Below are 20,308 nucleotides of genomic sequence, written 5' to 3' on the forward strand. Positions count from 1 at the left end.
CCTCTGAGAGGGGTTTTTTTATTCAAGAATCTTAGCGTTTTTGGGTAGTTGCACGACGTGAGTACCTGAGGCCCGGTCATGCCAGGTCATCTTCTGCTTATCAATAAACATCCAGAGAAAGCCGGCAGCACAGGGGATCAGCGAAATAATGCCGACCAGATAACGCAGCAGGCACTGGGTGAAGTTCAGGCGCTGTCCTTCCGTGGTCTGCACCCGCAAACGCCACGCCAGCATGCCCAGCGTCTGCCCATTACGCATCCAGAAATAGGCAAGGTATAGGTAGACCAGAATAAAAAGAGCGGACTGATACAGTGCAAAGTAGCCGCTTTTATCCATCGCTTCGCCATCATTCAGGGTCAGCATCAACCCGGAGGAGACCATCAGCAGGGCGATGATCAGTAACATGTCATAAACAAAGGCACCGACACGACGCAGTGGGGAAGCAATCTGGATATCGTCGTAGGTTTCTTTAAAGGATCGGTTCATAGGTAACAAGGTTTTCAGTCGGGGTTTGGGTGAATATCAGCACGGCAGGCCGGTTATCTGACCCTCGGTTATCTGAACCGGGGTGTTTGCTGTCGGGCGTTCAGTTAAGTGCTGAATCGGATGCTGTGCAGGGCCGATATTACTATCAAACACGGAGTTAACGCCAGAATCGCGAGATCTGTCCGGCCGGGCAACAAAAAAGGCGACCTGATGATCGCCTTTAGTAAGCTGATGCTGCTGGATTACTGGCCAACGTAAGTCTGGCGGTACTCCTCAGCCAGTGCTTTGGCGCTGTCCAACTGAGCCGCGTCGAGTTTCATGACCAGCCGCTTCTCGATGGCAATGGCGGTTGGGTTACCCAGCAGGGCGGCATTGTGCATCCACGCATAAGCGAGGATGTTGGTGTCCTGATCTTGCTGGCTGCCATGGTTGTTGGAATAGAGTGTGCCGAGGAAGAACATGGCATCGGTATGACCTTTTTTGGCGGCCTTACGGTACCACTCTTCAGCAGCGCTGAAATCCTGTGCTACGCCAGTGCCGAAGTTGTAGCAGCGGCCGATGTTGTGCTCAGCAGCAACGTATCCCTGCTCTGCGGCTTTCTGGTACCACTGGAAAGCCTGATTCGGGTCACGCTGCATGCCGTAACCGAATTCAGCCATCTCGCCAAGACGGTTCTGTGCCTGAGCGTCGCCGGATTCGGCGGCCGGGCGCACGGTTTCCAGTTCAACCCTGTAGCCTTTGTCTTTATAAACACGGAGACTGTTTACGCTGCCTAAATGACCCATGGACGCGCCACGGTTATAGAAACGAACCGCTTTTTCCTCATCTTTATCAACGCCCCAGCCATTTTCGTACATCTGCCCGACCAGGTTCAGCGCATCCGGATCACCCTCTTTTGCCAGTGGGTTCAGCTCTTTAAATGCGGTGGCATAATCCTGTTTATCGAAGGCGGCACTACCTTTTCCCAGATTAGCGGCCATCAGGTTGGTTGCGCTGACGCTGAGCATCAGGCTTGCTGCAAAAAGAATCTGTTTCTTCATCGAGTAACGCCCATTAAATGAGTTAGGGTTCGAGAGAGGCCGACGATTATAACTAAATCGGACGATAAATGTTCACTCTCTGAACGATTAATCCGCAGTATCAGAAGGTTTGTTTATCTTGTTAATTTAGGTTTATCTAAATTAGCAGTTTCATTCTATCCGATGTGCCGGTGCCGGCACTAGCCAATGTCCGCTTCTTTTGCGGTGGGTCAATTTTACATAAGATGCATAATAAATACACCTATTGCCCCGCCATCGCGGGGCGGGGCATGAGTCAGGCTTTGGGGCGTGGATCGGGATTGACCTGGTACCAGTCGATCTGGCGGGTGGCGAGCATGCACAGGGTCAGACAGGAGAAGATCAGGAAAGATCCCATCAGCAGAGCAAACCCTTCGGCAGAGATGATCATATAAAGCAGGCCATACAGGGCGGCCAGACCTGTTGCAAAGCCGCAGCCACGCCACAGGCTCTTCAGCACTGCGCTCAGATAGACCGCCAGCAATCCGCAGCAGGCCAGCGTTGCGATCAGGTAAGCCTGATAAAACGCAATGTGTTCGCTCAGCGAGATCAGGAGCAGGTAGAACAGGGCCAGCGCCAGCCCCACCATGCCGTACTGGATGGGGTGGATCGGCAGTTTTTTTAGTACCTCAAAAAGAAAGAACAACATAAAGCTGACGGCAATAAACAGCAGTCCGTATTTTAGTGAGCGCTCAGCCTGCGCATACATATCCACAGGGTCGATGAACTCAGCTCCGACCGACTGGCTGCTGAGGTCGCAATAGTTCTCCTGGGAGCAAGCGTTCAGCACGCTGCGCAGGTCAGCGGAAAAAGGTGATGTTTGCCACAGGGCTGTGAAGCCATTGTCGTCAACTTCATAAGATTCGGGCAGATGGCGTCCGCTAAAACTGGGGTGAGGCCAGTCTGATTGCATCTTAATGGTGCTGTTTGCCGCCGTAGGGGTCAGCAGAAGCTGTTCCATTCCGCGCAGAGACAGGCTCAGTTCCAGCTCTCCGGTCAGATCGGTAACCGGTAGTTCGGTATGAATACCCTGTGTGGCGGCTTTCATCCCGCTGCCCGCGCTGAACTGCAAGGGGGTGCCTTGCCAGGTAGCCGTGGGCTGGCTGGTGATGCCTCGCATATCGGAGATCAGCAACAACAGTTCTGGCGTCCCCCAGGTAAGCTGGCCCTGATATTTCTTCTCAAGTTGTGCCTGATGTTGCTGTAGTTCGGCAGCGGAAAAGGCCGCACTCATCTGCACATCTCCGCGGTATACCGGTATCTGATAAATACCGCGGTGGCGGGTGCTGTTGCTGATCACGGCTTCGCTGCTGAGCTGTTCAGGCAGCAGCAGGTACTGGCCATGCAGGGTTTTCCGGTGCTGCAGGTTCTGTTGGTTTTTGTCATCCCAGCTGGTTTCAAGATAACTGAGCTGCCAGGGGATCCGGATGACCGGGCCGGAAAGGGTCTGCTGACCGGTCCATTTGCTGGCGATATCCCGGGTCACCTGAGCGCGATAATCCATGCGCTCATAGATTACATTCTGCACCAGTAGCAGAGGTATCCAGAGGAACAGGGCAAGGATGCCGATGAGGATAAGTTTCAGTGTGATACGTTTTGACATAAGCGGGCTCCAATCGAATTTCCTTCAGGCTAACCCGCGATTGTGTGTGCTCAGTGTGGTGAATGTGTGTTTTCTGTGTGAAATTGCAGACAGGCCTGAACGCCACCGCCGGGCTGGTTCCTGAGGCTGATATCGGCACTGTGAAGTTGTGCAATCTGCTGTACGAAGCTCAGTCCGAGCCCGGTACTTTTCTGTCCGCTATCCGGACGAGGCAGTGAGTAAAAGCGTTGCCAGATGCGAGGCAGGGCATAATCCGGAATGCCACTGCCCTGATCACTGATGATCAGTTGCGGGCCCTGATCGTTCTGTTTCAGTTGCAACTGAATTTCACTGTGCCGGGGGCTGAAGTCCAGCGCATTCTCAAGCAGGCTCCGGATCGCCTGAGCCAGCAGCAGCGGATCACCCTGAACGGGCCTGACCGGGCTCAGGCTCTGTTGCAGGCGGATCGCTTGCTGCTGTAAACGGATGCTCAGTTGCTCAGACTCCTGTCGCACGAGCGTCTCCAGTTGAATCGGCACCGCTTGCTGCAGGCGGTGCTGGTTTTCCAGCCGGGCCAGCGCCAGAACCTGATCTACCAGTGCCCGTAAGCGTTCCGTTTGTTGCTGAATATTGCTGGCCAGTTGCTGGCGCATAGGTTCATCTGTGGCGAGTGTGATCAGTTCGGCAGCGCCCTGAAGCGCGGTCAGGGGGCTTTTCAGCTCATGGGTCAGGGTCAGGGTGTAATCTTCAATATACTCTTTTCCGTCGAGGGCCCGACGCATCTCCTCCATGGCGCTGGCCAGTCGGGCCAGATCAGGGTCGCTAAGTTTCGGGGCTTTGCCGGGGTCACCGCGACTCACCTTGCGGGCATACTCCACCAGACGATGAATGTTCAGGCTAAGCCAGGTGGCCAAAAGCGCACCGGCGATGGCAGCAATCAACAGCAGCCATAACCCTTTTGAGCGCAGGTTATCCCGCGCCAGTTGCCAGAACGGTTCAACACTCACATTGGGTTTGCCGACACTGAGAACCCCGACCAGTGTTTTCTGGCCATCCTGCTGGCTGTATATCGGGGCTCCTATATACATGACGGTGCTGAACTTATTATTCGGGTCTTCCTGCGTGCTGCGTGCTCCGTACTGCCCCTTCAGGGTGAGGTACACATCGTTCCATTGGGAGTAATCCGCGCCGGGATCGCGGTTTTCAGAATCGTAGATCACCCGGCCGAGGCGATTGGTGATATAGATCCGCAGCTCTGTCTGTTGCTGCTTGTGACTCCAGATGGTGGCGTTGATTGGGCGCTGCAGGGTATTGCTGACCGCAGGCTGTAACCGTTCTATCCGGATCGGCTGGTCGGCACTCGGTGGGGCTACCAGTTCGGCCAGCAGGTTTGCACTGTCGATCAGGGCGGTTTCCATCGATTGCCGCAGAACCGGTTTGATCTCCAGCAGCATAGAGTTAAGAAAAAAATAGACACCGAGGCCGAGGATGGCGAAGTAGGCGAGAAATAGCTTCAGGCCGAATTTCACTCCGGTTGCTCCAGGCTGTAACCCAGACCGCGATGGGTTTTGATCGGCGACTGTTCAGGGATAACGGCTTTAAGTTTGGCGCGCAGGGCTTTTATATGGGTATCGACTGCCCGCTCCAGACTGTGCTCCGGGTGATCCCAGGCTGCACGCATCAGTTGTTCACGGCTGAATACCTGTTCAGGGTGTCTGATCATCAGGCTCAGCAACAGGTATTCGATCCGGGTCAGATCGAGTTTTTGCTGATGGTAATAAATGCCTGCCCGACGTGGGTCATGCCATAAGGCGCCCCGGCCAGCGGGATTTCCGTTACTGCCGACCCGTCGCAAAATGGCTTTTACCCGGGTGCTGAGTTCCCTTGGACTGAACGGCTTGGTGACATAGTCATCGGCGCCGAGTTCCAGCCCCAGAATGCGGTCTACTTCGTCACCCCTTGCGGTAAGGAAAATAATCGGAATATCTGAAAACTGGCGAATCTGGCGGCACAGATCAAAGCCACTGAAATCCGGCAGGCCGACATCAATAATAGCCAGATCGGCCGGCTGCTGTCTCAGAGCGTTCAGTGCGTCAGCAGCGAGCAGGTGATGCTGGCTGCTGAAGCCGTCAAGCTGAAGCGCGAAAACGATATTGTCGGCAATACTGGGTTCGTCTTCGACCACCAGAATATGGCCTTGCGAGTGAGACACGTCGCTTAATCGTTGCGCTTGGTGCCGAGCAGTTCGATCATATAACCGTCCGGGTCTTTAACAAAAGCGAGCACGGTGTTGCCATGTTTCATTGGGCCGGCTTCACGTACCACTTCGCCGTTCTTTGCTTTGATCGCATCACAGGCGGCGTAGACGTCGTCTACCTCGATGGCGATATGGCCATACGCATTGCCGAGATCATAATGATCAGTGTCCCAGTTGTGGGTCAGCTCCAGAGCGGTGTTTTCTGATTCGTCACCGTAACCCAGAAAAGCCAGAGTGAAGCGGCCTTCCGGATAGTCTTTACGTCGCAGCAGTTGCATGCCCATGAGCTGGGTATAAAACTCAATCGATTGCTCCAGGTCAGTCACGCGAAGCATTGTGTGTAAAAGGCGCATCTTTAAGCATCCTTGGAATCAGTTTTTGGTATCATTGCGTTCTGCTTTGCCATTGCCGTGGCAGCGTGCTCTATTATAATGATACTGATCAAGAAATCCTGCAGATGCCCGGAAATGAGTCGGGTGGAGATCCCGGGTGCGAGGGAAGGTGGTGACTATGTTCCAAGATATGAATAAAAAAATAACGGATTCTATGGGGCCTTTCAAAGAGCTGGTAAATATTCAGACCAAGATGCTGGAGGAGCTGACGCGACAGCAGATGGCGTGTACAAAATCCTGCATTGAAGCGACCATTCAGCAGACCAAAGAGATGCAGAAGTGCCAGTCCGCGAGTGATCTGATTGAGCTGCAGCGCAGCTATGCCAAAGAGCTGGAAGATACCCTGAAAAATACCAGTGAACAGAATTTAAAAGCGTTGCAGGATGCGCGGGCGGAGATTGAAGATATGGCTCACTCCACCTTCGATGCATTTAATAAGTAAGTATCATGTTTGTTAAAAAGCAGCCGGTGGCTGCTTTTTTTTGTGTCTCTGGAATTGTGGAATGATTGCACCAATAGGTTTGTTTTATGGCTCGACAACGGGGAATACGGAAGCCGTTGGCGAGCTGATTGCCGAAAAGATCGGCTTTGACCGGGTACAGCGAATCGATGTTGCGGCCGATGGTGTCGGCGATATTGAGAGTTATGATTACCTGATCCTCGGTATTCCGACCTGGGACTTTGGCGAGTTGCAGGAAGATTGGGCGGATCTCTGGGATCAGTTGGATCAACTGGATTTGCAGGGCAAGCCTTGTGCGCTGTTCGGTCTGGGAGACCAGATTGGCTATGCCGAGTGGTTTCTGGATGCGATGGGGCTGTTGCACGATAAACTGCAGGCCCGTGGTGCTCAGCTTAAAGGCTACTGGCCGGTTGCGGGCTACAATTTTGAAGCGTCCAAAGCGCTGACGGCGGACCATCAGCAGTTTGTGGGTCTGGCGATCGACGAAGATTGTCAGCGTAGCGAAACAGATGAGCGGGTTGAAAAATGGTGTCAGCAGGTGATGCAGGAGTTTGGTATTAATTGACCGTACTTCCCGGTGTGACCTGTTGAGGTGGCGATGCCCGCGGCTGACTTCGGGCATCAGTGGCCGGGCCCTGAGCCGTTTTATCTTGCTCAGTTGAAAACGCTACTCTCTTTTACTTACCTTCAGACACCTTAAGGCGCCCTCAGGCAACCGCGATTGCCTCCACCCCGGGAGGCTGAAAGGCGGCGCTGCAATCCGTGAATTCTGAATGTTTTCTGATCCATCCGTGTCTGGTCGGCCCCTTCTGTAATGAGCCCCTTTGCCGGAATCTGCGGCACGGAATTAACTCAGGATATCTGGTTAAACTGGTAGTGTTATGGGCGTAATTTCGCTAAAATACTGCCCTTTTTCTAACAGCCAGCTACCGATCTTATATCATGGAAATTAATCCGATTCTCAACGCCCTGAAAGACATCAGTGAGCGCACCGAAGCACTACGTGGTTTTCTCGATTACGAAGGCAAGCAGGAACGCCTCGAAGAGGTGACCCGAGAGCTGGAAGATCCGGCTGTCTGGGATAACCCTGAATATGCACAGCAACTGGGTAAAGAACGCTCCACACTGGAGGGCGTTGTCGGCACGATTGATGAGCTGACCGCCGGGGTTGAAGACACTCGTGACCTGCTGGATATGGCGGTGGAAGAGGACGATGCCGACACCGTAGCCGAGGTGGAAGCGGATGTGGCGAAAATGGTCGAGAAGCTTCAGCAGCTCGAGTTCCGTCGCATGTTTGCCGGCGAAGCGGATCCGAACAATGCGTTTCTGGATATTCAGGCGGGTTCCGGCGGTACTGAGGCACAGGACTGGGCCGAGATGATGCTGCGTATGTATCTGCGCTGGGGTGAAAGCAAAGGTTTCAAAACCGAGCTGCTGGAATGTTCAGCCGGTGATGTGGCGGGTATTAAATCAGCAACGATCCGGTTTGAAGGTGAGTACGCGTTTGGCTGGTTACGCACTGAGACCGGGGTTCACCGTCTGGTACGTAAATCACCGTTTGACTCAGGTGGTCGTCGTCATACCTCCTTCTCTTCCGTGTTTGTCTCTCCAGAGATCGATGACAACGTTGAGATCGAGATCAACCCGGCGGATCTGCGTGTCGATGTTTACCGTGCTTCCGGTGCCGGTGGTCAGCACGTCAACCGAACCGAATCTGCGGTACGTATTACCCATGAGCCGTCCGGCATTGTGGTGCAGAGTCAGAGTCAGCGTTCTCAGCATCAGAACAAAGATACCTGTATGAAGCAACTGCGCGCGAAACTCTATGAGATGGAGATGCTGAAGCGCAGCGAAGCGGCACAGGAGCTGGAAGATTCTAAAGCTGATATTGGTTGGGGCAGCCAGATTCGTTCCTACGTTCTGGACGATCAGCGGATCAAGGATCTGCGTACCAATGTGCAGAGCTCCAACTGCGATAAGGTTCTGGATGGCGATCTGGACCTGTTTATTGAGGCCAGCCTGAAAGCGGGCCTGTAAGAATTTCACAAACTAAAGGTTTACCACACCGATGTCTGATAACACTCAGAAACAAGATGATAACCGCCTGATTGCGGAGCGCCGGGAAAAACTGAGCGCCCTGCGTGAAGAGGGTAACGCGTTCCCGAATACTTTCCGTCGTGACAGCTATGCCCAGGACCTGCAGGCAGAATATGGCGATAAGAGTAAGGAAGAGCTGGAAGCTGCGGCTATCAAGGTAAGCATCGCCGGACGTGTGATGCTGAACCGCGGTGCCTTTGGTGTCATTCAGGATATGACCGGCCGGGTTCAGTTCTATGTGAACAAAGAAGCGCGCAAGTTTGCGAAAAGCCTGGATCTGGGCGATATCATCGGTGTTACCGGTGTGCTGCACAAGTCCGGCAAAGGCGACCTGTACGTTGATATGGGTGAATACCAGCTACTGACCAAAAACCTGCGCCCGCTGCCAGATAAGCATAAGGGTCTGCAGGACACTGAGATCCGTTATCGCCAGCGTTATGTTGATCTGATCACCAATGACGAATCACGTAAGGTTTTTGAAACCCGTTCCCGGATTGTCTCCGGTATTCGCAGCTACCTGACTGAGCGTCGCTTCATCGAGGCAGAAACCCCGATGCTGCAGGTGATTCCCGGTGGTGCATCTGCGCGTCCGTTTATCACTCACCACAATGCGCTGGACCGCGATATGTACCTGCGTATTGCGCCTGAGCTGTACCTGAAGCGTCTTGTGGTCGGTGGCTTTGAGCGCGTGTTCGAGATCAACCGTAACTTCCGTAATGAAGGTTTGTCGACTCGTCACAATCCTGAGTTTACGATGATCGAGTTCTACCAGGCTTACGCCGATTACCGTGATCTGATGGATCTGACCGAAGATATGCTGCGCACGGTTGCACAGGATGTTCTGGGTACCACTACGATCGTTAACACCGTGCGTAACGAAGCGGGCGATGTGCTGGAAACCTTCGAATACGATCTTTCTAAGCCGTTCCTGCGTCTGAGTGTGTTCGATTCTATTCTTCACTTTAACGAAGATATCACGGCTGAAGCACTGGCTGATGAGCACGCCGCGCGACAGATTGCGCAACGTCTGGATATCGATGTTAAGGATAGCTGGGGGCTGGGCAAGGTGCAGATTGAGATCTTCGAGAAGACCGTTGAGCATCGTCTGCAGCAGCCGACTTTTATCACCGAATACCCGACCGAAGTCTCTCCGCTGGCGCGTCGCAGCGACGATAACCCGTTCGTAACTGACCGCTTTGAGTTCTTTGTTGGTGGTCGTGAACTGGCGAACGGTTTCTCCGAGTTGAACGACTCTGAAGATCAGGCGGAACGTTTCCAGCAGCAGGTTGCTGAAAAGGATGCGGGTGATGATGAAGCGATGCACTACGATGCCGACTACATCAACGCACTGGAATACGGTCTGCCACCGACCGCTGGTGAAGGTATTGGTATCGACCGTCTGGTAATGCTGTTTACTGATTCTCCGTCGATCCGTGACGTCATTCTGTTCCCGGCGATGCGCCCGCGCGGTTAATCCGCCATTTACTCTCGTCGCCCCGTCGGGGCGGCGAGCGTTCCAACCGATCATCCTCTCCTCGATTCATCTTTCCCTTTTCGGGTAAATCTGTTTCTTTTTTGTTCATATCTTCAAATTTATCTCTCTGAATTTATTAATTTTTATATCTGTTTGGTACCAAACAGGGCTTGTTCTTTGTTTGAAAATTGCAGGGAAGGAGTAGACATACCTAATACAAGGACTATAATTTTTTGCAGTTATTTGGCTTTTGTTTTTAATGGCTGCGCCAACAATCCATTAAGTCAGATAGTAAAAGTTGTTTATCTGAGGTAACTGGCTTATGTCTCAACTCCTGCCTTCTACGGAATCTTATGAAGCTCAAAGACTGATCGAGTTACAGCGTCTTGAAATACTCGATACCCCGCCTGAAGAGTGCTTCGATAATCTCACTGAACTGGCCTCAGGCATCTTTGATATGCCAACTGCGCTGGTGTCTCTGGTTGATGATGACCGGCTCTGGTTTAAGTCGCGTTTTGGTCTGGAGATCAGTCAGGCGGGGCGACATCTCTCGTTCTGTTCCTATGTGGTGGCGACCGCTGAACCATTGATTGTAGAGAATGCGCAACTTGACTGGCGCTTCAGGGATAGCTCACTGGTAACGGATGAGCCCTGCATACGCTTTTATGCAGGTATACCCCTTTGCTCACCTAAAGGGTATGTGCTGGGAACCTTGAATGTTATTGATTACCAGCCGCGGACTCTGTCTGATGCAGCGCTGGAGCACCTGAAGATGCTGGCAAAGCAAGCCGAGCAGATGTTGTTGATGCATGGACAGAGGCAGCAGTTATTGAAGGATATGGAGGGTAAATTTCGCAGCAGTGCCCGGTATAGGGCGATTATTGAAGGGGCCGGTGCGGGAATTATCAGGACGAACTTTGCGGGGATTATGCTGGAGGTCAACCCGTCGGTTGAGACGCTGCTGGGGTACAAACCCGAAGAGCTGATCGGGCGCCGAATAGAGATGCTCATGCCTGAAAAGTGGGCCTGTGAGCACGCCCGTTATATGAACAGTTATATGAAAACCGGCCGGGCCCGGGTTATCGGGAAAGGTCGGGAGGTTTCTGCGCTGCATCGGGAAGGGTATGAAATACCGGTGCATCTGGCGGTGAGTGAGGTGGTGTACCCGAGTGGGCAGAAGCAGAAGGAGAGCCGGGAATTTATCGGCATTCTGTCAGATCTCCGGGATGTATACAGCGCCCGCGAGCGGGAGCATAAGGAGCGTGCCCTGCTGCGTGTGCTGCATCAGGGACTGACAGATTATCATGCGTTGTTGTCAGGAAACACTTTATGGGGGTTTCTTAAAAATGCGCTGGTCGAACTGACTGGTAGTCAGTATGCCCTGATCGGCGAAGTGCAGAGCAGGGAGGGGCAGCCGACTCTGAAGGTTCATGCAGTGACTGATCTGTCATGGAATGAGGAATCCAAACAGCTTATGGCGAAGCTGGTGAGCGGTGATATGCAGCTTACCAATCCGGAGAGCATGCTGGGACGGGTCTTTGCCGGTGGTGAGGTGGTTCTGAGCAATGACCTGCTGAATGACGCCAAACAGGGTGATATGCCGCCGGGCCATCCCGTGTTAAACCGCTATATCGGGGTGCCGATCATTGATCGTGGCGAGGTGATTGGGATGTATGCAGTGGCCAACGCAGATGAGGATTATGACCTTTCAATGGTGGAGTGGTTGCAACCGTTTACATCGACCTGTGCACTGCTGATCAATCTTTATCGGCAGTTAAATCATCAGGCTGAATTTATGCAGGGTCTCGAGGGAGCGCGTGAACAGGCTGAGCAGGCGAATAAGGCGAAAACCGAGTTTCTTTCCTCCATGAGCCATGAGTTGCGTACACCCCTGAACTCGATTCTTGGTTTTGCGCAGTTGCTGCAGTTTGGCAAAGACCCCCTTGCGCAGCCGCAGCTATGTCAGGTTGAGCAGATCCGGCAAAGCGGGCAGCACCTGCTGGATCTGATTAATGAAGTGCTGGATCTGGCCTCAATTGAGTCAGGTTATATGCATCTGTCTCCGCAGTCGATCGAGGTCAACAAGATCTGTGCCGAAGTCTGTGAGCTGCTGCAGCCCATGGCAGAGCAGTATCAGGTAACGCTGGTTGCTCACCCGTGCCTGAACGAACGGCTGATATTTGCGGATTACATCCGGGTTAAGCAGATACTCCTGAATCTGGGGAGCAACGGGATCAAATATAACCGCCTCGGCGGGGAGGTGAGCTTCTCCTGCGAAGAGAGGGGTAAACAGCTCAGGATTAAGGTTCAGGATACTGGTGTGGGAATACCCGAGGAAAAGCTCAATCTGCTTTTTCAGCCCTTTAATCGTCTTGGCGCGGAGTCCGGCCCGATCGAGGGCACGGGCGTCGGGCTGGCCCTGACTCATAAACTGGTAACCCTGATGGGCGGTGATATTGGCGTTAAAGCGAACCCGGAAGGGGGCAGTGAGTTCTGGTTTGAACTGCCGGGGACGGATCATCTGTGTGCCCTGCAGGAAGCTGCGGAGATGCCGGAAAGTGCGCTGACTGCAGATGTAGAAGGCGTACACCGGGTTCTGTATATCGAAGATAATCCTGCCAACCGAAGCCTGATGGAGGCAGTGTTTGCCGAGCTGGATTATTGCGCATTGTGCTGTGCCCCTGACGCGGAGCAGGGAATTGAAAAGGCGCTGGAACAGCCGCCTGCGCTGATATTAATGGATATTGATCTGCCGGGTATGTGTGGAATCAGCGCGCAAACGATCCTGAAAAATAACCCTTTGACTGAGCATGTGCCCATTGTTGCCGTGACTGCAGGCGTAACAGAACAGGAGCGCCGGCAGGCCAGTACGGCAGGTTTTGCCGCGTACCTGACTAAGCCGCTGGATATCACCCGGTTGACCCGGACCATCCGCCACCTGTTATCCGGGAGCGCGCAGCAATGAACGTTACGGCTTCAACCTGCATGACTGCCGCCATTATGATCGTGGACGATAATCCGGTTAATGTGCAGTTGTTGCAGGTATTACTGGAAGATGAGGGGTACCGGAAGATCGAAGGGATCACCCAGCCTCTGCAGGTGGAACAGCGGGTGATTGAAAACCGGCCGGATCTGATCCTGCTGGATGTGCGGATGCCGCGGCTCAATGGTCTGGAACTGATGAAAAGGTTAATGCAGTCACTGGGTGCTGATATGCCGCCGGTGATCTTTCTGACGGCCCAGATAGATGAGGATACCCGTCATCAGGCTCTGTCTCTGGGGGCGCATGACTTTCTGACGAAACCGTTTAATCATCAGGAAGTGATGCAGCGCATCCGGAATATACTTCAGCGGAATTCGCTGAAAATGGAATACCGGGCGCGGGCTGAACTGATGGAGACGCTAGTACGCCAGCGCACGGTGGAGCTGGAGAAGCTTTCACGGCAGGATCCTGCAACGGCCTTACCCAATCGGCGGGCGCTGCTCGAAATGCTGCAACAGACCCGGCAGAACCGGCAACCTGTCGTTGTCTACATGATCTCGGTGCAGGGGGTGGAACAGGCCGCCATGTTGCATGGGCTTTCAGCCGCGGAGGAGCTGGTCAACCTGATCTCTGAGCGCCTGAACCGGCAGGTGAACGGGAGTGATCTGCTTGGGGTCTGGAGTAGTTCAGATTGGGTGCTGGTCGATCAGAGCCAGGTGAATGGTGACGCTGAGCAACGTTCGCAGCAGTTACTGCAGCAGTTTAATAAACCCTTCTGGGTGCAGAGCCGGCAACTGCATGTTCAGGTCAAAATTGGTATCGCTCATTCCCGTGGTGATCATTCTCCGGAGCAACTGATGAGAATGGCTGCCCTGGCTTTGCCTGAACAGCAGGGGCGCAGCCGGGAATATGCACTGGAAATTGATCATGCCTTAACCCGCTCAGGGCGGGTGCATGAAGCCCTGAAGCAGGCGGTGGCCCGGCGGGAACTGAGCCTGATGTTTCAGCCTAAGGTGGATCTGAACAGTGGCTATATGGTTGGGGCAGAGGTGTTACTGCGTTGGAACAGCGCCGAGTTTAGCTGGGTTTCACCGGCTGAGTTTATTCCTCTGGCAGAATCCGGTGGCGAGATTATTGAGCTGGGAAATTGGGTCATTCAGCAGGCATTGGGTTGCCTGAGCCGTTGGCGCAGTAAGCGTTTGGTTCCCGAGGATTTTTCACTGGCCATTAATGTGTCTGCCAATCAACTGATGCAGGAGGATTTTGCAATCCGCCTAGAAGAACAGATCGTTCGCTTCGGAATACCCGCTGAAAGGGTTGAAGTTGAGGTGACCGAATCCGGTCTGATGAAAAACATGCAGATGGCCTCTGACCAGTTGAGCCAGCTCAATCGCGCGGGAGTCGGCATCGCCATTGATGATTTTGGTACAGGCTACTCTTCCCTGTCGTACCTGAAAGCGTTGCCGGTCTCGGTGTTGAAGATAGACCGGTCGTTTGTGCGTGAATTGCATAACAGTTTGCAGGATCAGCGTCTGGTCGAAACCGTAATATCTATGGCCGGTCATTTTGGCTTTAAAACGGTCGCCGAAGGGGTTGAGCAAGCCGCTCAGCTGGAGCTTCTGCGGCGGATCGGTTGTCACCTGATTCAGGGGTACTTCCTCTCGCCCCCGCTGGTCGAAGATGAACTGCATAATCGGGTTTTTACGCCGTTATACAGCTCTTTGGTCAGTTAACCGAACCGCGCATGGTTGTTGGACATCATTTGTCGCTACAATAGGGTGATGAATAGGTTGTTCACTATCGAAAAGCGCGAGATACCTCATAAACGCTGGTTGAGTATCAGCCTGCGCACGCTTCACCTGATCGGCATGGCTGGCCTCGCGGGTGCGCACCTCTATAAGCAACCGCCGGAGAGCTGGTTGCCCTTCCTTCTGCTGACGATTATCAGCGGGTTGCTGATGGCTGCCATGGAGATTTACAGTCATCCGATATGGTTAATTCAGATGCGTGGCACCGCGATCGGCATCAAATTGCTGCTGCTGTCGACGCTGATCTGGTGGTTTGATCAGCCCAATGCGGTGATCTATCTTCTGGCGATTATCATTTCCGCTATCGTCTCCCATGCCCCGGGCCGACTGAGGTATTATTCCCTCTGGCATCGCCGGGTAATTCTCGATCCTGTTGAGTTAATGCCCGGTGAAATAAAGGATTGTGGCGGATAAGGTCAACGATGGCACTAGAACACGCACCCGACTGGCAGGCAGCGCTGGCGGAACAGTTTGAGCAGCCCTACATGCAGCAGCTCGAGGCTTTTCTGCAACAGCAGAAAGCAGAGCGCAAGATTATTTATCCGCCCTCGGATAACTGGTTTCGTGCACTGGAAGTAACACCGCTGGATCAGGTCAGGGTGGTCATTCTTGGGCAGGATCCCTATCACCAGCCGGGGCAGGCACATGGTTTGTGCTTCTCGGTGTTGCCCGGGATAAAAGTTCCCCCCTCGCTGGTTAATATCTACAAAGAGCTTAAAGCTGATCTGGATATTGAACCGGTCAGTCACGGTTATCTGGAGAGCTGGGCAAGGCAGGGCGTGTTGCTGCTGAACAGTGTGCTTACCGTTGAGCAGAGTCAGGCCGGGTCACATCAGGGTAAAGGCTGGGAGCTGTTTACCGATCAGGTGATCAGTCTGATTAACCGGCATTGTGAGCATGTGGTGTTTATGCTCTGGGGGAGTTACGCCCAGAAAAAAGGCGCCACGATCGACGCTGACCGGCATCTGGTTCTGAAAGCTCCGCACCCCTCTCCGTTATCCGCGCATCGTGGTTTTTTGGGCTGTCAGCACTTCAGTCAGGCTAATCAGTACCTGCAAAGTGTCGGCCGGGAACCGATTCAGTGGCAGTTACCCGCGCAGCCTGATTCTGAATAGCTCAGTAGGGAAAAGCAGAGCTGAATACCGGCACAGTGACTACAGCGCCGGTATTCTGTGGTGCTCGATTATTTCGGCTCAAACAGTTTGGGGTCGAGCGGGTAGGGCAGGGTTTGCAGTTCCAGCGCGGCGCTGCCAATCTGCAGATCACCTGCTTCTGCCAGTGTCTTGGTGATGACCGCCAGCAGGCGATAACGATTTTCTCCGCAGGGAGCTGCCATGACGACCAGACCGGCGTTGGGTTTGTCCGGGCTGCTGATGGCTGTGCCGGGTAACGGGCGTTTGTCGCTGCTGATCTCTGCCAGATACATCGGTTTCTTGAGCTGGCCACGATGCTGCAGCCGGGTCACAATCTCCTGACCGGTATAGCAGCCCTTATTGAAGCTGACACCACGCAGCGCCTGGAAGTTGGTCATCTGCGGGATAAACGCTTCCTGAGTCGCGCTGTAGAGATCGGGAATTGCCGCATCGATTTCGCTCAGCAGCCAGTTATCCGTAGCGCCGATGGCGACTTCGTCAGGCAGGTGTCTGAGGATTTCGCAAAGGCTTTCGCTCTCCATCCAGATTTCAAACCGATTGCCCGGAACCCGGACTACCCGGCCATTGCTCAGTGAAAGGGTGCCATCATCTTCACTGGGGGCCCGGTCGAACAGTTTCTCGATTAAGGCTTCTGCACCCGGGCCGGTAATGCCTACGCCGCTGAGTGTGTCGGAGACTTCAGTTGCTTCGGCTTTGGAGAAGATAATGTACTTCTTCAGGTTGTTAACCGCTGTGTCAAAGATCTCGTGGTTCATACGTAGCCAGACGGCATCGTCAGCGGCTTTGATTACACGGAACAGGCTCAGCATATGGCCCTTAATATTACAGTGGGCGCCAAGGCAGCTGCCACGGCTGAATACCTGCTGCATATCGCAGGTCAACTGACCCTGAAGAAATTTCTCCGTATCGGGGCCTTTTACAGAAAGTACGCGCTGGTGAATCAGCGGGATGACCTGAGTGGTGCGGTTGCTGTGGCTCAGCACTGCGTTTTTTTCAGGGTTGAGGGTAATACCTTGTTCTTCTAGCAGGTTAATCAGAGTGCTCATTGTTTTTCTTCGTACCTACTTCAGGGATCCGCAGGGCGACGGTATCGCCCGGCGGACAGTATGAGGTTATCAGTCAGCAGAGGTCGGGGTGGTGGCCGGGCTGGCAATCGACTCACCCAGACGGACCGGACTGCAGGCTTGTAACTGATCGTCCCAGTTAATCCGGTTGTTCGCAAACAACAGAATAACCGTAGAGCCCAGTTTAAAGCGACCCATTTCAGCGCCCTTCTCTAACACGACGGGCTCGGCTGTCTGATTATTAAATGGGGTGTGAATCGGTTTTTTCAAGCGCGGAGCTTCTTGTCCGCCCCAGACGGTTTCAATACCGGCAACGATCATGGCACCGACCAGAATCATGGCCATGGGGCCGTGTTCGGTATCGAAGTAGGCAATCAGACGTTCGTTACGCGCAAACAACTGCTCAACGCCCTCTGCCGTGGTCTGGTTCACGGAGAATAGATCGCCGGGAACGTAGGTGGTATGGGTCAGGGTGCCCGTCAGTGGCATATGAACCCGGTGGTAATCACGCGGTGACAGATAGATGGTGGCAAAATTACCGTTGATGAACTGAGTTGCCCGCTCCTGATCGCCACCGAGCAGTGTACTGAGTCCGTAGCCACGGCTTTTTGCCTGGAAAACGCGGCCGTGTTCAATCGCGCCTAACTGGCTGATTGCACCATCGGCCGGGCTGACAACGGCGCCGGGTGTGTTGCAGACAGGGCGTGCATCATCCTTCAGCTCGCGGGTGAAAAAGGCGTTGAAGCTCGGGTAGTTGGTCGCAATGGGTTCCCGGGCTTCAGTCATGTTGATCTGATACTTTTTGGCGAACCAGCGAATAAATGTGTTTTTTACCCAGGGGTTAGTGCAGTCTGCGATCCGTCCTACCAGACGGGAAAGCAGGTGCTGCGGAACCATATGCTGGAACAGGATAAACAGGTTGTCTTTAACGTTTTTCATTATTTCTCTACCGGCGTATCGGGCAGGTTGCCCCACTCAAACCAGGAACCGTCATAGCAACGGATATCTTCGAAGCCCAGATGACGGGCGACCAGATAGGTAAGCCCGGAGCGTCTGTGGGTCTGGCAGTGGGTGATGGTCAGTTTTTCCGGGTTGAGGCCGGACTGTTTCAGCGCTTCGAGCAGATCCTCCGCAGGCTTCAGGCGCAGGTCATCTTCGCTGATCAGGCAGTCGGTCCATTCCAGCAACCGGGCGCCGGGGATGTGCCCGCCTTTCCGGGCGTTGATAATCTTCTCACCCCGGTACTCTTCCGGGCTGCGGGCGTCCCAGATCTGAACCTGAGGATCCTGCAGGTGTTGCTGAATAAAGTCGGCATCAGCTACGTAGCGTGTATCGATGGATACTTCATAGTTGCCCGGGGTGGCGGTGTTAGCCTGTTGCTCCAGAGGCAGGCCGGCGTTGCGCCAGGCGTTAAGTTGTCCGTTGAGTACGGAGCAGCGGTCGAAGCCAGCGATATTCAGGCTCCAAAGCAGTCGTCCCGCCCAGGGGCCTTTCTGATCATCGTAGGCAACAACCTGACTGTTTTCGGTTAAGCCAATATCGCGACAAAGGTCAGCCAACTGCTCATCAGTAGGGCGCTTATTCGGAATGGGAGCCTGACCACAAAGAAGGCGGCTGGCGGGGAGATGAATCGCTCCCGGGATATGCCCCTTCAGGTAATTCTCTTCACTGGACAGATCGATGATGATCAGGTCCGGGTTCTGAAGCTGTTGTTTCAGTTCGGCTGCTTCTATCAGCAGGGGTAACGTCATTGGATGAGCTCCGGGGAATACAGGTTGGCAGATGATACTGGGTTCTTAAGTGGCTGTAAAAACTGCCTGAGCGCTTACCTGATCATGGTTTGGTCAGTTTTTTCAGTCCCAGACTGGCCGCAGAACAGAGGTAACGGAAGCGCTCATGGTGAAACTCACTGATCTCGCTGCCGTGGCTGCCGTAATCGGCATGGATGATCGCAATCGGGGTTTTACCGAGAAACAGCGACATCAGCAGGTAGCCGTTTTCGCAGCACCAGTTCTGGTAGATCTCCGGCAGCATGTGCTGCATCTGTTCCTGATTGGCGGGTTTAACCCAGATGCAGCCGGGCCGCTCACGCAGTTTTTTGAACAGGCTGGGTATTTCCAGATCATATTCAAACTGAATAATGGGGTGGGTCTCTTCAAAGCCAGCGGAAAAAGCGGTCTTCATCCGATGACTCTTGCCATTAATCAGGTACATGCAAACCCGCTCAAAGCCGAGGCCGCGATTGAGGCCCTGAATCAGCCCCTGCAGCACATGCTTAGGACGGGTATAGAGGTTGTAACCTTTCAGGAAGCGCTCCGAGATCTGATCAAACAGGGCCTGATCCAGATAATCCGGCTTGATTTCAGCGGGTGGGGTTTCGTCTGCTTCCTCGGGTTCGATAACTGGGGCGATTATCTGGACCGGTTTCTCCACCGCCGGGTGTTTGTCTTGTAGCTGGGCCCGCTCTTTTTCCGAGAGTTTGAAGTTGATCATCAACTCGGAGGGGAGCATCAGCATCTCGGCGGCCGGGGCCAGAGTGCCGGCCACGTGGAAGCTGCGCGAGGCGCTGGCACAATTCACGTGCAGCATGGCGATGGTTTCAGAGATCTCGCCTTTGAGAAAATCATTGATAATATCGATGATCTTCATGGTCTTAGTCTGTTGCCAGCCAAGGTTGGCGGTCAGGGCGATCCAGTTGGCCAGTTTGACCGGGAAAAACTTTTCCTGAACCAGATGGTTGATCTCGCGAAGGTCCTGATCACTCAGGCGTGGATCTCCCAGCGCCCGCTGATGTAGCTGGGATAACGTTTTTTTGTTGGGTGAGGTCTCATGTTCCAGACTGACGACGGCGAGTTCGGATATGCCCCAGTCCGCGATCAACCGTTGTGAGATCTCCTGAACCGTGCAGCCTAGTACATCATTTTCGGCCAGGACTACATCGGTCTGCTGTTCGCGAATTTTACTTTGGATCTCGCTCATGTGCAGGGCGGCATGCTGCCACAGCAGCCAATGCCCGACACCATAAAACAGGGTGGCAAGATAGGTCTCATCAATAAAGGGAGCCTTGCGCTTCTGTAGCCAGTCGGTTGCCTGAACCGCCGCATGATGACTGACCGAGATATAACGGAAGTACATTTTCTGGGCTACGCTGGACGGGTTCAGGCGTAACGGAGTGGCTTCCTTGAGCACCGCCTGAATGTTGTCGAGGCCAAGGGAATTAATGGCGTGGTCGATGCTTTTAACTTTGGAATCAAACTTGTCGTGCAGCTCGGAGGCTTTACGCACCACATGCAGGCTGAGAACCGGGTCGGATTGTATGGTGCGGTTCAGAGAACGCAGCGGAACATTAGGGTCCTGTAACTGCTTCTGCAGTCGGCGAAGAACGCTGTTGCGCACCGGCAGGGGCCGCTCTTTTAAGTATTCTACCCAAGCCTCCACGCCATAGATGGGGGAGTTACTCTGTTCTTCGACTGCTTGCATCGTTAGTGACTTC

18 protein-coding genes are annotated in these 20,308 nt (G+C 53.7%); 8 read left to right on the plus strand and 10 right to left on the minus strand.

The features are described from left to right. Nucleotides 1-18: 18 nt before the first annotated feature. From QUD59_RS10800 to gloA, 6 genes are all read right to left on the minus strand, one after another. Entirely contained in the window at nt 19-486 is a 468-nt protein-coding gene (locus tag QUD59_RS10800) for an RDD family protein (protein WP_286236994.1), read from the minus strand. A gap of 242 nt (nt 487-728) precedes the next feature. Next, entirely contained in the window at nt 729-1,526 is a 798-nt protein-coding gene (locus QUD59_RS10805) for a tetratricopeptide repeat protein (protein ID WP_286236995.1), read from the minus strand. A gap of 274 nt (nt 1,527-1,800) precedes the next feature. Continuing rightward, complete coding sequence (gene creD / locus QUD59_RS10810; RefSeq protein WP_286236996.1) at nt 1,801-3,147, minus strand: cell envelope integrity protein CreD; 1,347 nt, start codon at nt 3,145-3,147, stop codon at nt 1,801-1,803. Nucleotides 3,148-3,197: 50 nt separating this feature from the next. After that, the gene (gene creC / locus QUD59_RS10815; protein WP_286236997.1) at nt 3,198-4,655 is read right to left on the minus strand and encodes a two-component system sensor histidine kinase CreC; all 1,458 of its coding nucleotides are present in this window, start codon (nt 4,653-4,655) and stop codon (nt 3,198-3,200) included. Further along, nucleotides 4,652-5,338 (minus strand): two-component system response regulator CreB, encoded by a 687-nt coding sequence (gene creB, locus QUD59_RS10820; protein ID WP_286236998.1) that lies wholly within the window; start codon nt 5,336-5,338, stop codon nt 4,652-4,654. The genes creC and creB overlap by 4 nt, the downstream gene beginning before the upstream one ends. A 5-nt stretch (nt 5,339-5,343) precedes the next feature. Then, nucleotides 5,344-5,736, minus strand: a complete 393-nt coding sequence (gloA, locus tag QUD59_RS10825; protein ID WP_286236999.1) for a lactoylglutathione lyase — start codon at nt 5,734-5,736, stop codon at nt 5,344-5,346. A gap of 157 nt (nt 5,737-5,893) precedes the next feature. On the opposite strand from gloA, the gene QUD59_RS10830 reads away from it, so the two are divergent. From QUD59_RS10830 to ung, 8 genes are all read left to right on the plus strand, one after another. Then, the gene (locus tag QUD59_RS10830; RefSeq protein WP_286237000.1) at nt 5,894-6,217 is read left to right on the plus strand and encodes a phasin family protein; all 324 of its coding nucleotides are present in this window, start codon (nt 5,894-5,896) and stop codon (nt 6,215-6,217) included. Between the two features lie 61 nt (nt 6,218-6,278). Then, a complete protein-coding gene (gene fldB, locus QUD59_RS10835; RefSeq protein WP_286237001.1) occupies nt 6,279-6,800 on the plus strand; it encodes a flavodoxin FldB in 522 nt (173 codons plus the stop codon). A gap of 377 nt (nt 6,801-7,177) precedes the next feature. After that, on the plus strand, nt 7,178-8,272 hold the full coding sequence (gene prfB / locus QUD59_RS10840; RefSeq protein ID WP_286237002.1) for a peptide chain release factor 2: 1,095 nt from the start codon (nt 7,178-7,180) through the stop codon (nt 8,270-8,272). A gap of 31 nt (nt 8,273-8,303) precedes the next feature. Further along, the gene (gene lysS / locus QUD59_RS10845) at nt 8,304-9,806 is read left to right on the plus strand and encodes a lysine--tRNA ligase (RefSeq protein WP_286237004.1); all 1,503 of its coding nucleotides are present in this window, start codon (nt 8,304-8,306) and stop codon (nt 9,804-9,806) included. A gap of 322 nt (nt 9,807-10,128) precedes the next feature. Continuing rightward, nucleotides 10,129-12,771, plus strand: coding sequence for a GAF domain-containing protein (locus tag QUD59_RS10850; RefSeq protein ID WP_286237005.1), 2,643 nt, complete (start codon nt 10,129-10,131; stop codon nt 12,769-12,771). Further along, nucleotides 12,768-14,522 (plus strand): putative bifunctional diguanylate cyclase/phosphodiesterase, encoded by a 1,755-nt coding sequence (locus tag QUD59_RS10855; protein WP_286237006.1) that lies wholly within the window; start codon nt 12,768-12,770, stop codon nt 14,520-14,522. Before QUD59_RS10850 ends, QUD59_RS10855 begins: the two co-directional genes overlap by 4 nt. 48 nt (nt 14,523-14,570) lie before the next feature. Then, nucleotides 14,571-15,011 (plus strand): hypothetical protein, encoded by a 441-nt coding sequence (locus QUD59_RS10860; protein WP_286237007.1) that lies wholly within the window; start codon nt 14,571-14,573, stop codon nt 15,009-15,011. 8 nt (nt 15,012-15,019) lie between these two features. Further along, on the plus strand, nt 15,020-15,712 hold the full coding sequence (gene ung / locus QUD59_RS10865) for a uracil-DNA glycosylase (protein ID WP_286237008.1): 693 nt from the start codon (nt 15,020-15,022) through the stop codon (nt 15,710-15,712). A gap of 68 nt (nt 15,713-15,780) precedes the next feature. On the opposite strand, the gene ygfZ is transcribed toward ung, so the two are convergent. The 4 genes from ygfZ to QUD59_RS10885 form a co-directional block, all read right to left on the minus strand. After that, complete coding sequence (gene ygfZ, locus QUD59_RS10870) at nt 15,781-16,797, minus strand: CAF17-like 4Fe-4S cluster assembly/insertion protein YgfZ (RefSeq protein ID WP_286237009.1); 1,017 nt, start codon at nt 16,795-16,797, stop codon at nt 15,781-15,783. A gap of 69 nt (nt 16,798-16,866) precedes the next feature. Further along, nucleotides 16,867-17,754: an archaetidylserine decarboxylase gene (asd, locus tag QUD59_RS10875; protein WP_286237010.1), complete on the minus strand. Its 888-nt coding sequence runs from the start codon at nt 17,752-17,754 to the stop codon at nt 16,867-16,869. After that, nucleotides 17,754-18,566: a sulfurtransferase gene (locus QUD59_RS10880; protein ID WP_286237011.1), complete on the minus strand. Its 813-nt coding sequence runs from the start codon at nt 18,564-18,566 to the stop codon at nt 17,754-17,756. The genes asd and QUD59_RS10880 overlap by 1 nt, the downstream gene beginning before the upstream one ends. A gap of 82 nt (nt 18,567-18,648) precedes the next feature. After that, entirely contained in the window at nt 18,649-20,295 is a 1,647-nt protein-coding gene (locus tag QUD59_RS10885; protein ID WP_286237012.1) for an HDOD domain-containing protein, read from the minus strand. Nucleotides 20,296-20,308: the final 13 nt, after the last annotated feature.

This window comes from Neptuniibacter halophilus (assembly GCF_030295765.1).
GTDB classification, from domain to species: domain Bacteria; phylum Pseudomonadota; class Gammaproteobacteria; order Pseudomonadales; family Balneatricaceae; genus Neptuniibacter; species Neptuniibacter halophilus.

Bases quoted from the DNA above. Each gene is read 5' to 3' on its own strand.
- gloA (WP_286236999.1), bottom strand. From the start codon at position 5,736: ATGCGCCTTTTACACACAATGCTTCGCGTGACTGACCTGGAGCAATCG.
- QUD59_RS10855 (WP_286237006.1), top strand. From the start codon at position 12,768: ATGAACGTTACGGCTTCAACCTGCATGACTGCCGCCATTATGATCGTG.
- QUD59_RS10805 (WP_286236995.1), bottom strand. From the start codon at position 1,526: ATGAAGAAACAGATTCTTTTTGCAGCAAGCCTGATGCTCAGCGTCAGC.
- QUD59_RS10850 (WP_286237005.1), top strand. From the start codon at position 10,129: ATGTCTCAACTCCTGCCTTCTACGGAATCTTATGAAGCTCAAAGACTG.
- ung (WP_286237008.1), top strand. From the start codon at position 15,020: ATGGCACTAGAACACGCACCCGACTGGCAGGCAGCGCTGGCGGAACAG.
- QUD59_RS10880 (WP_286237011.1), bottom strand. From the start codon at position 18,566: ATGACGTTACCCCTGCTGATAGAAGCAGCCGAACTGAAACAACAGCTT.
- QUD59_RS10830 (WP_286237000.1), top strand. From the start codon at position 5,894: ATGTTCCAAGATATGAATAAAAAAATAACGGATTCTATGGGGCCTTTC.
- QUD59_RS10800 (WP_286236994.1), bottom strand. From the start codon at position 486: ATGAACCGATCCTTTAAAGAAACCTACGACGATATCCAGATTGCTTCC.
- asd (WP_286237010.1), bottom strand. From the start codon at position 17,754: ATGAAAAACGTTAAAGACAACCTGTTTATCCTGTTCCAGCATATGGTT.
- prfB (WP_286237002.1), top strand. From the start codon at position 7,178: ATGGAAATTAATCCGATTCTCAACGCCCTGAAAGACATCAGTGAGCGC.
- creD (WP_286236996.1), bottom strand. From the start codon at position 3,147: ATGTCAAAACGTATCACACTGAAACTTATCCTCATCGGCATCCTTGCC.
- fldB (WP_286237001.1), top strand. From the start codon at position 6,279: ATGATTGCACCAATAGGTTTGTTTTATGGCTCGACAACGGGGAATACG.
- ygfZ (WP_286237009.1), bottom strand. From the start codon at position 16,797: ATGAGCACTCTGATTAACCTGCTAGAAGAACAAGGTATTACCCTCAAC.
- QUD59_RS10860 (WP_286237007.1), top strand. From the start codon at position 14,571: ATGAATAGGTTGTTCACTATCGAAAAGCGCGAGATACCTCATAAACGC.
- QUD59_RS10885 (WP_286237012.1), bottom strand. From the start codon at position 20,295: ATGCAAGCAGTCGAAGAACAGAGTAACTCCCCCATCTATGGCGTGGAG.
- lysS (WP_286237004.1), top strand. From the start codon at position 8,304: ATGTCTGATAACACTCAGAAACAAGATGATAACCGCCTGATTGCGGAG.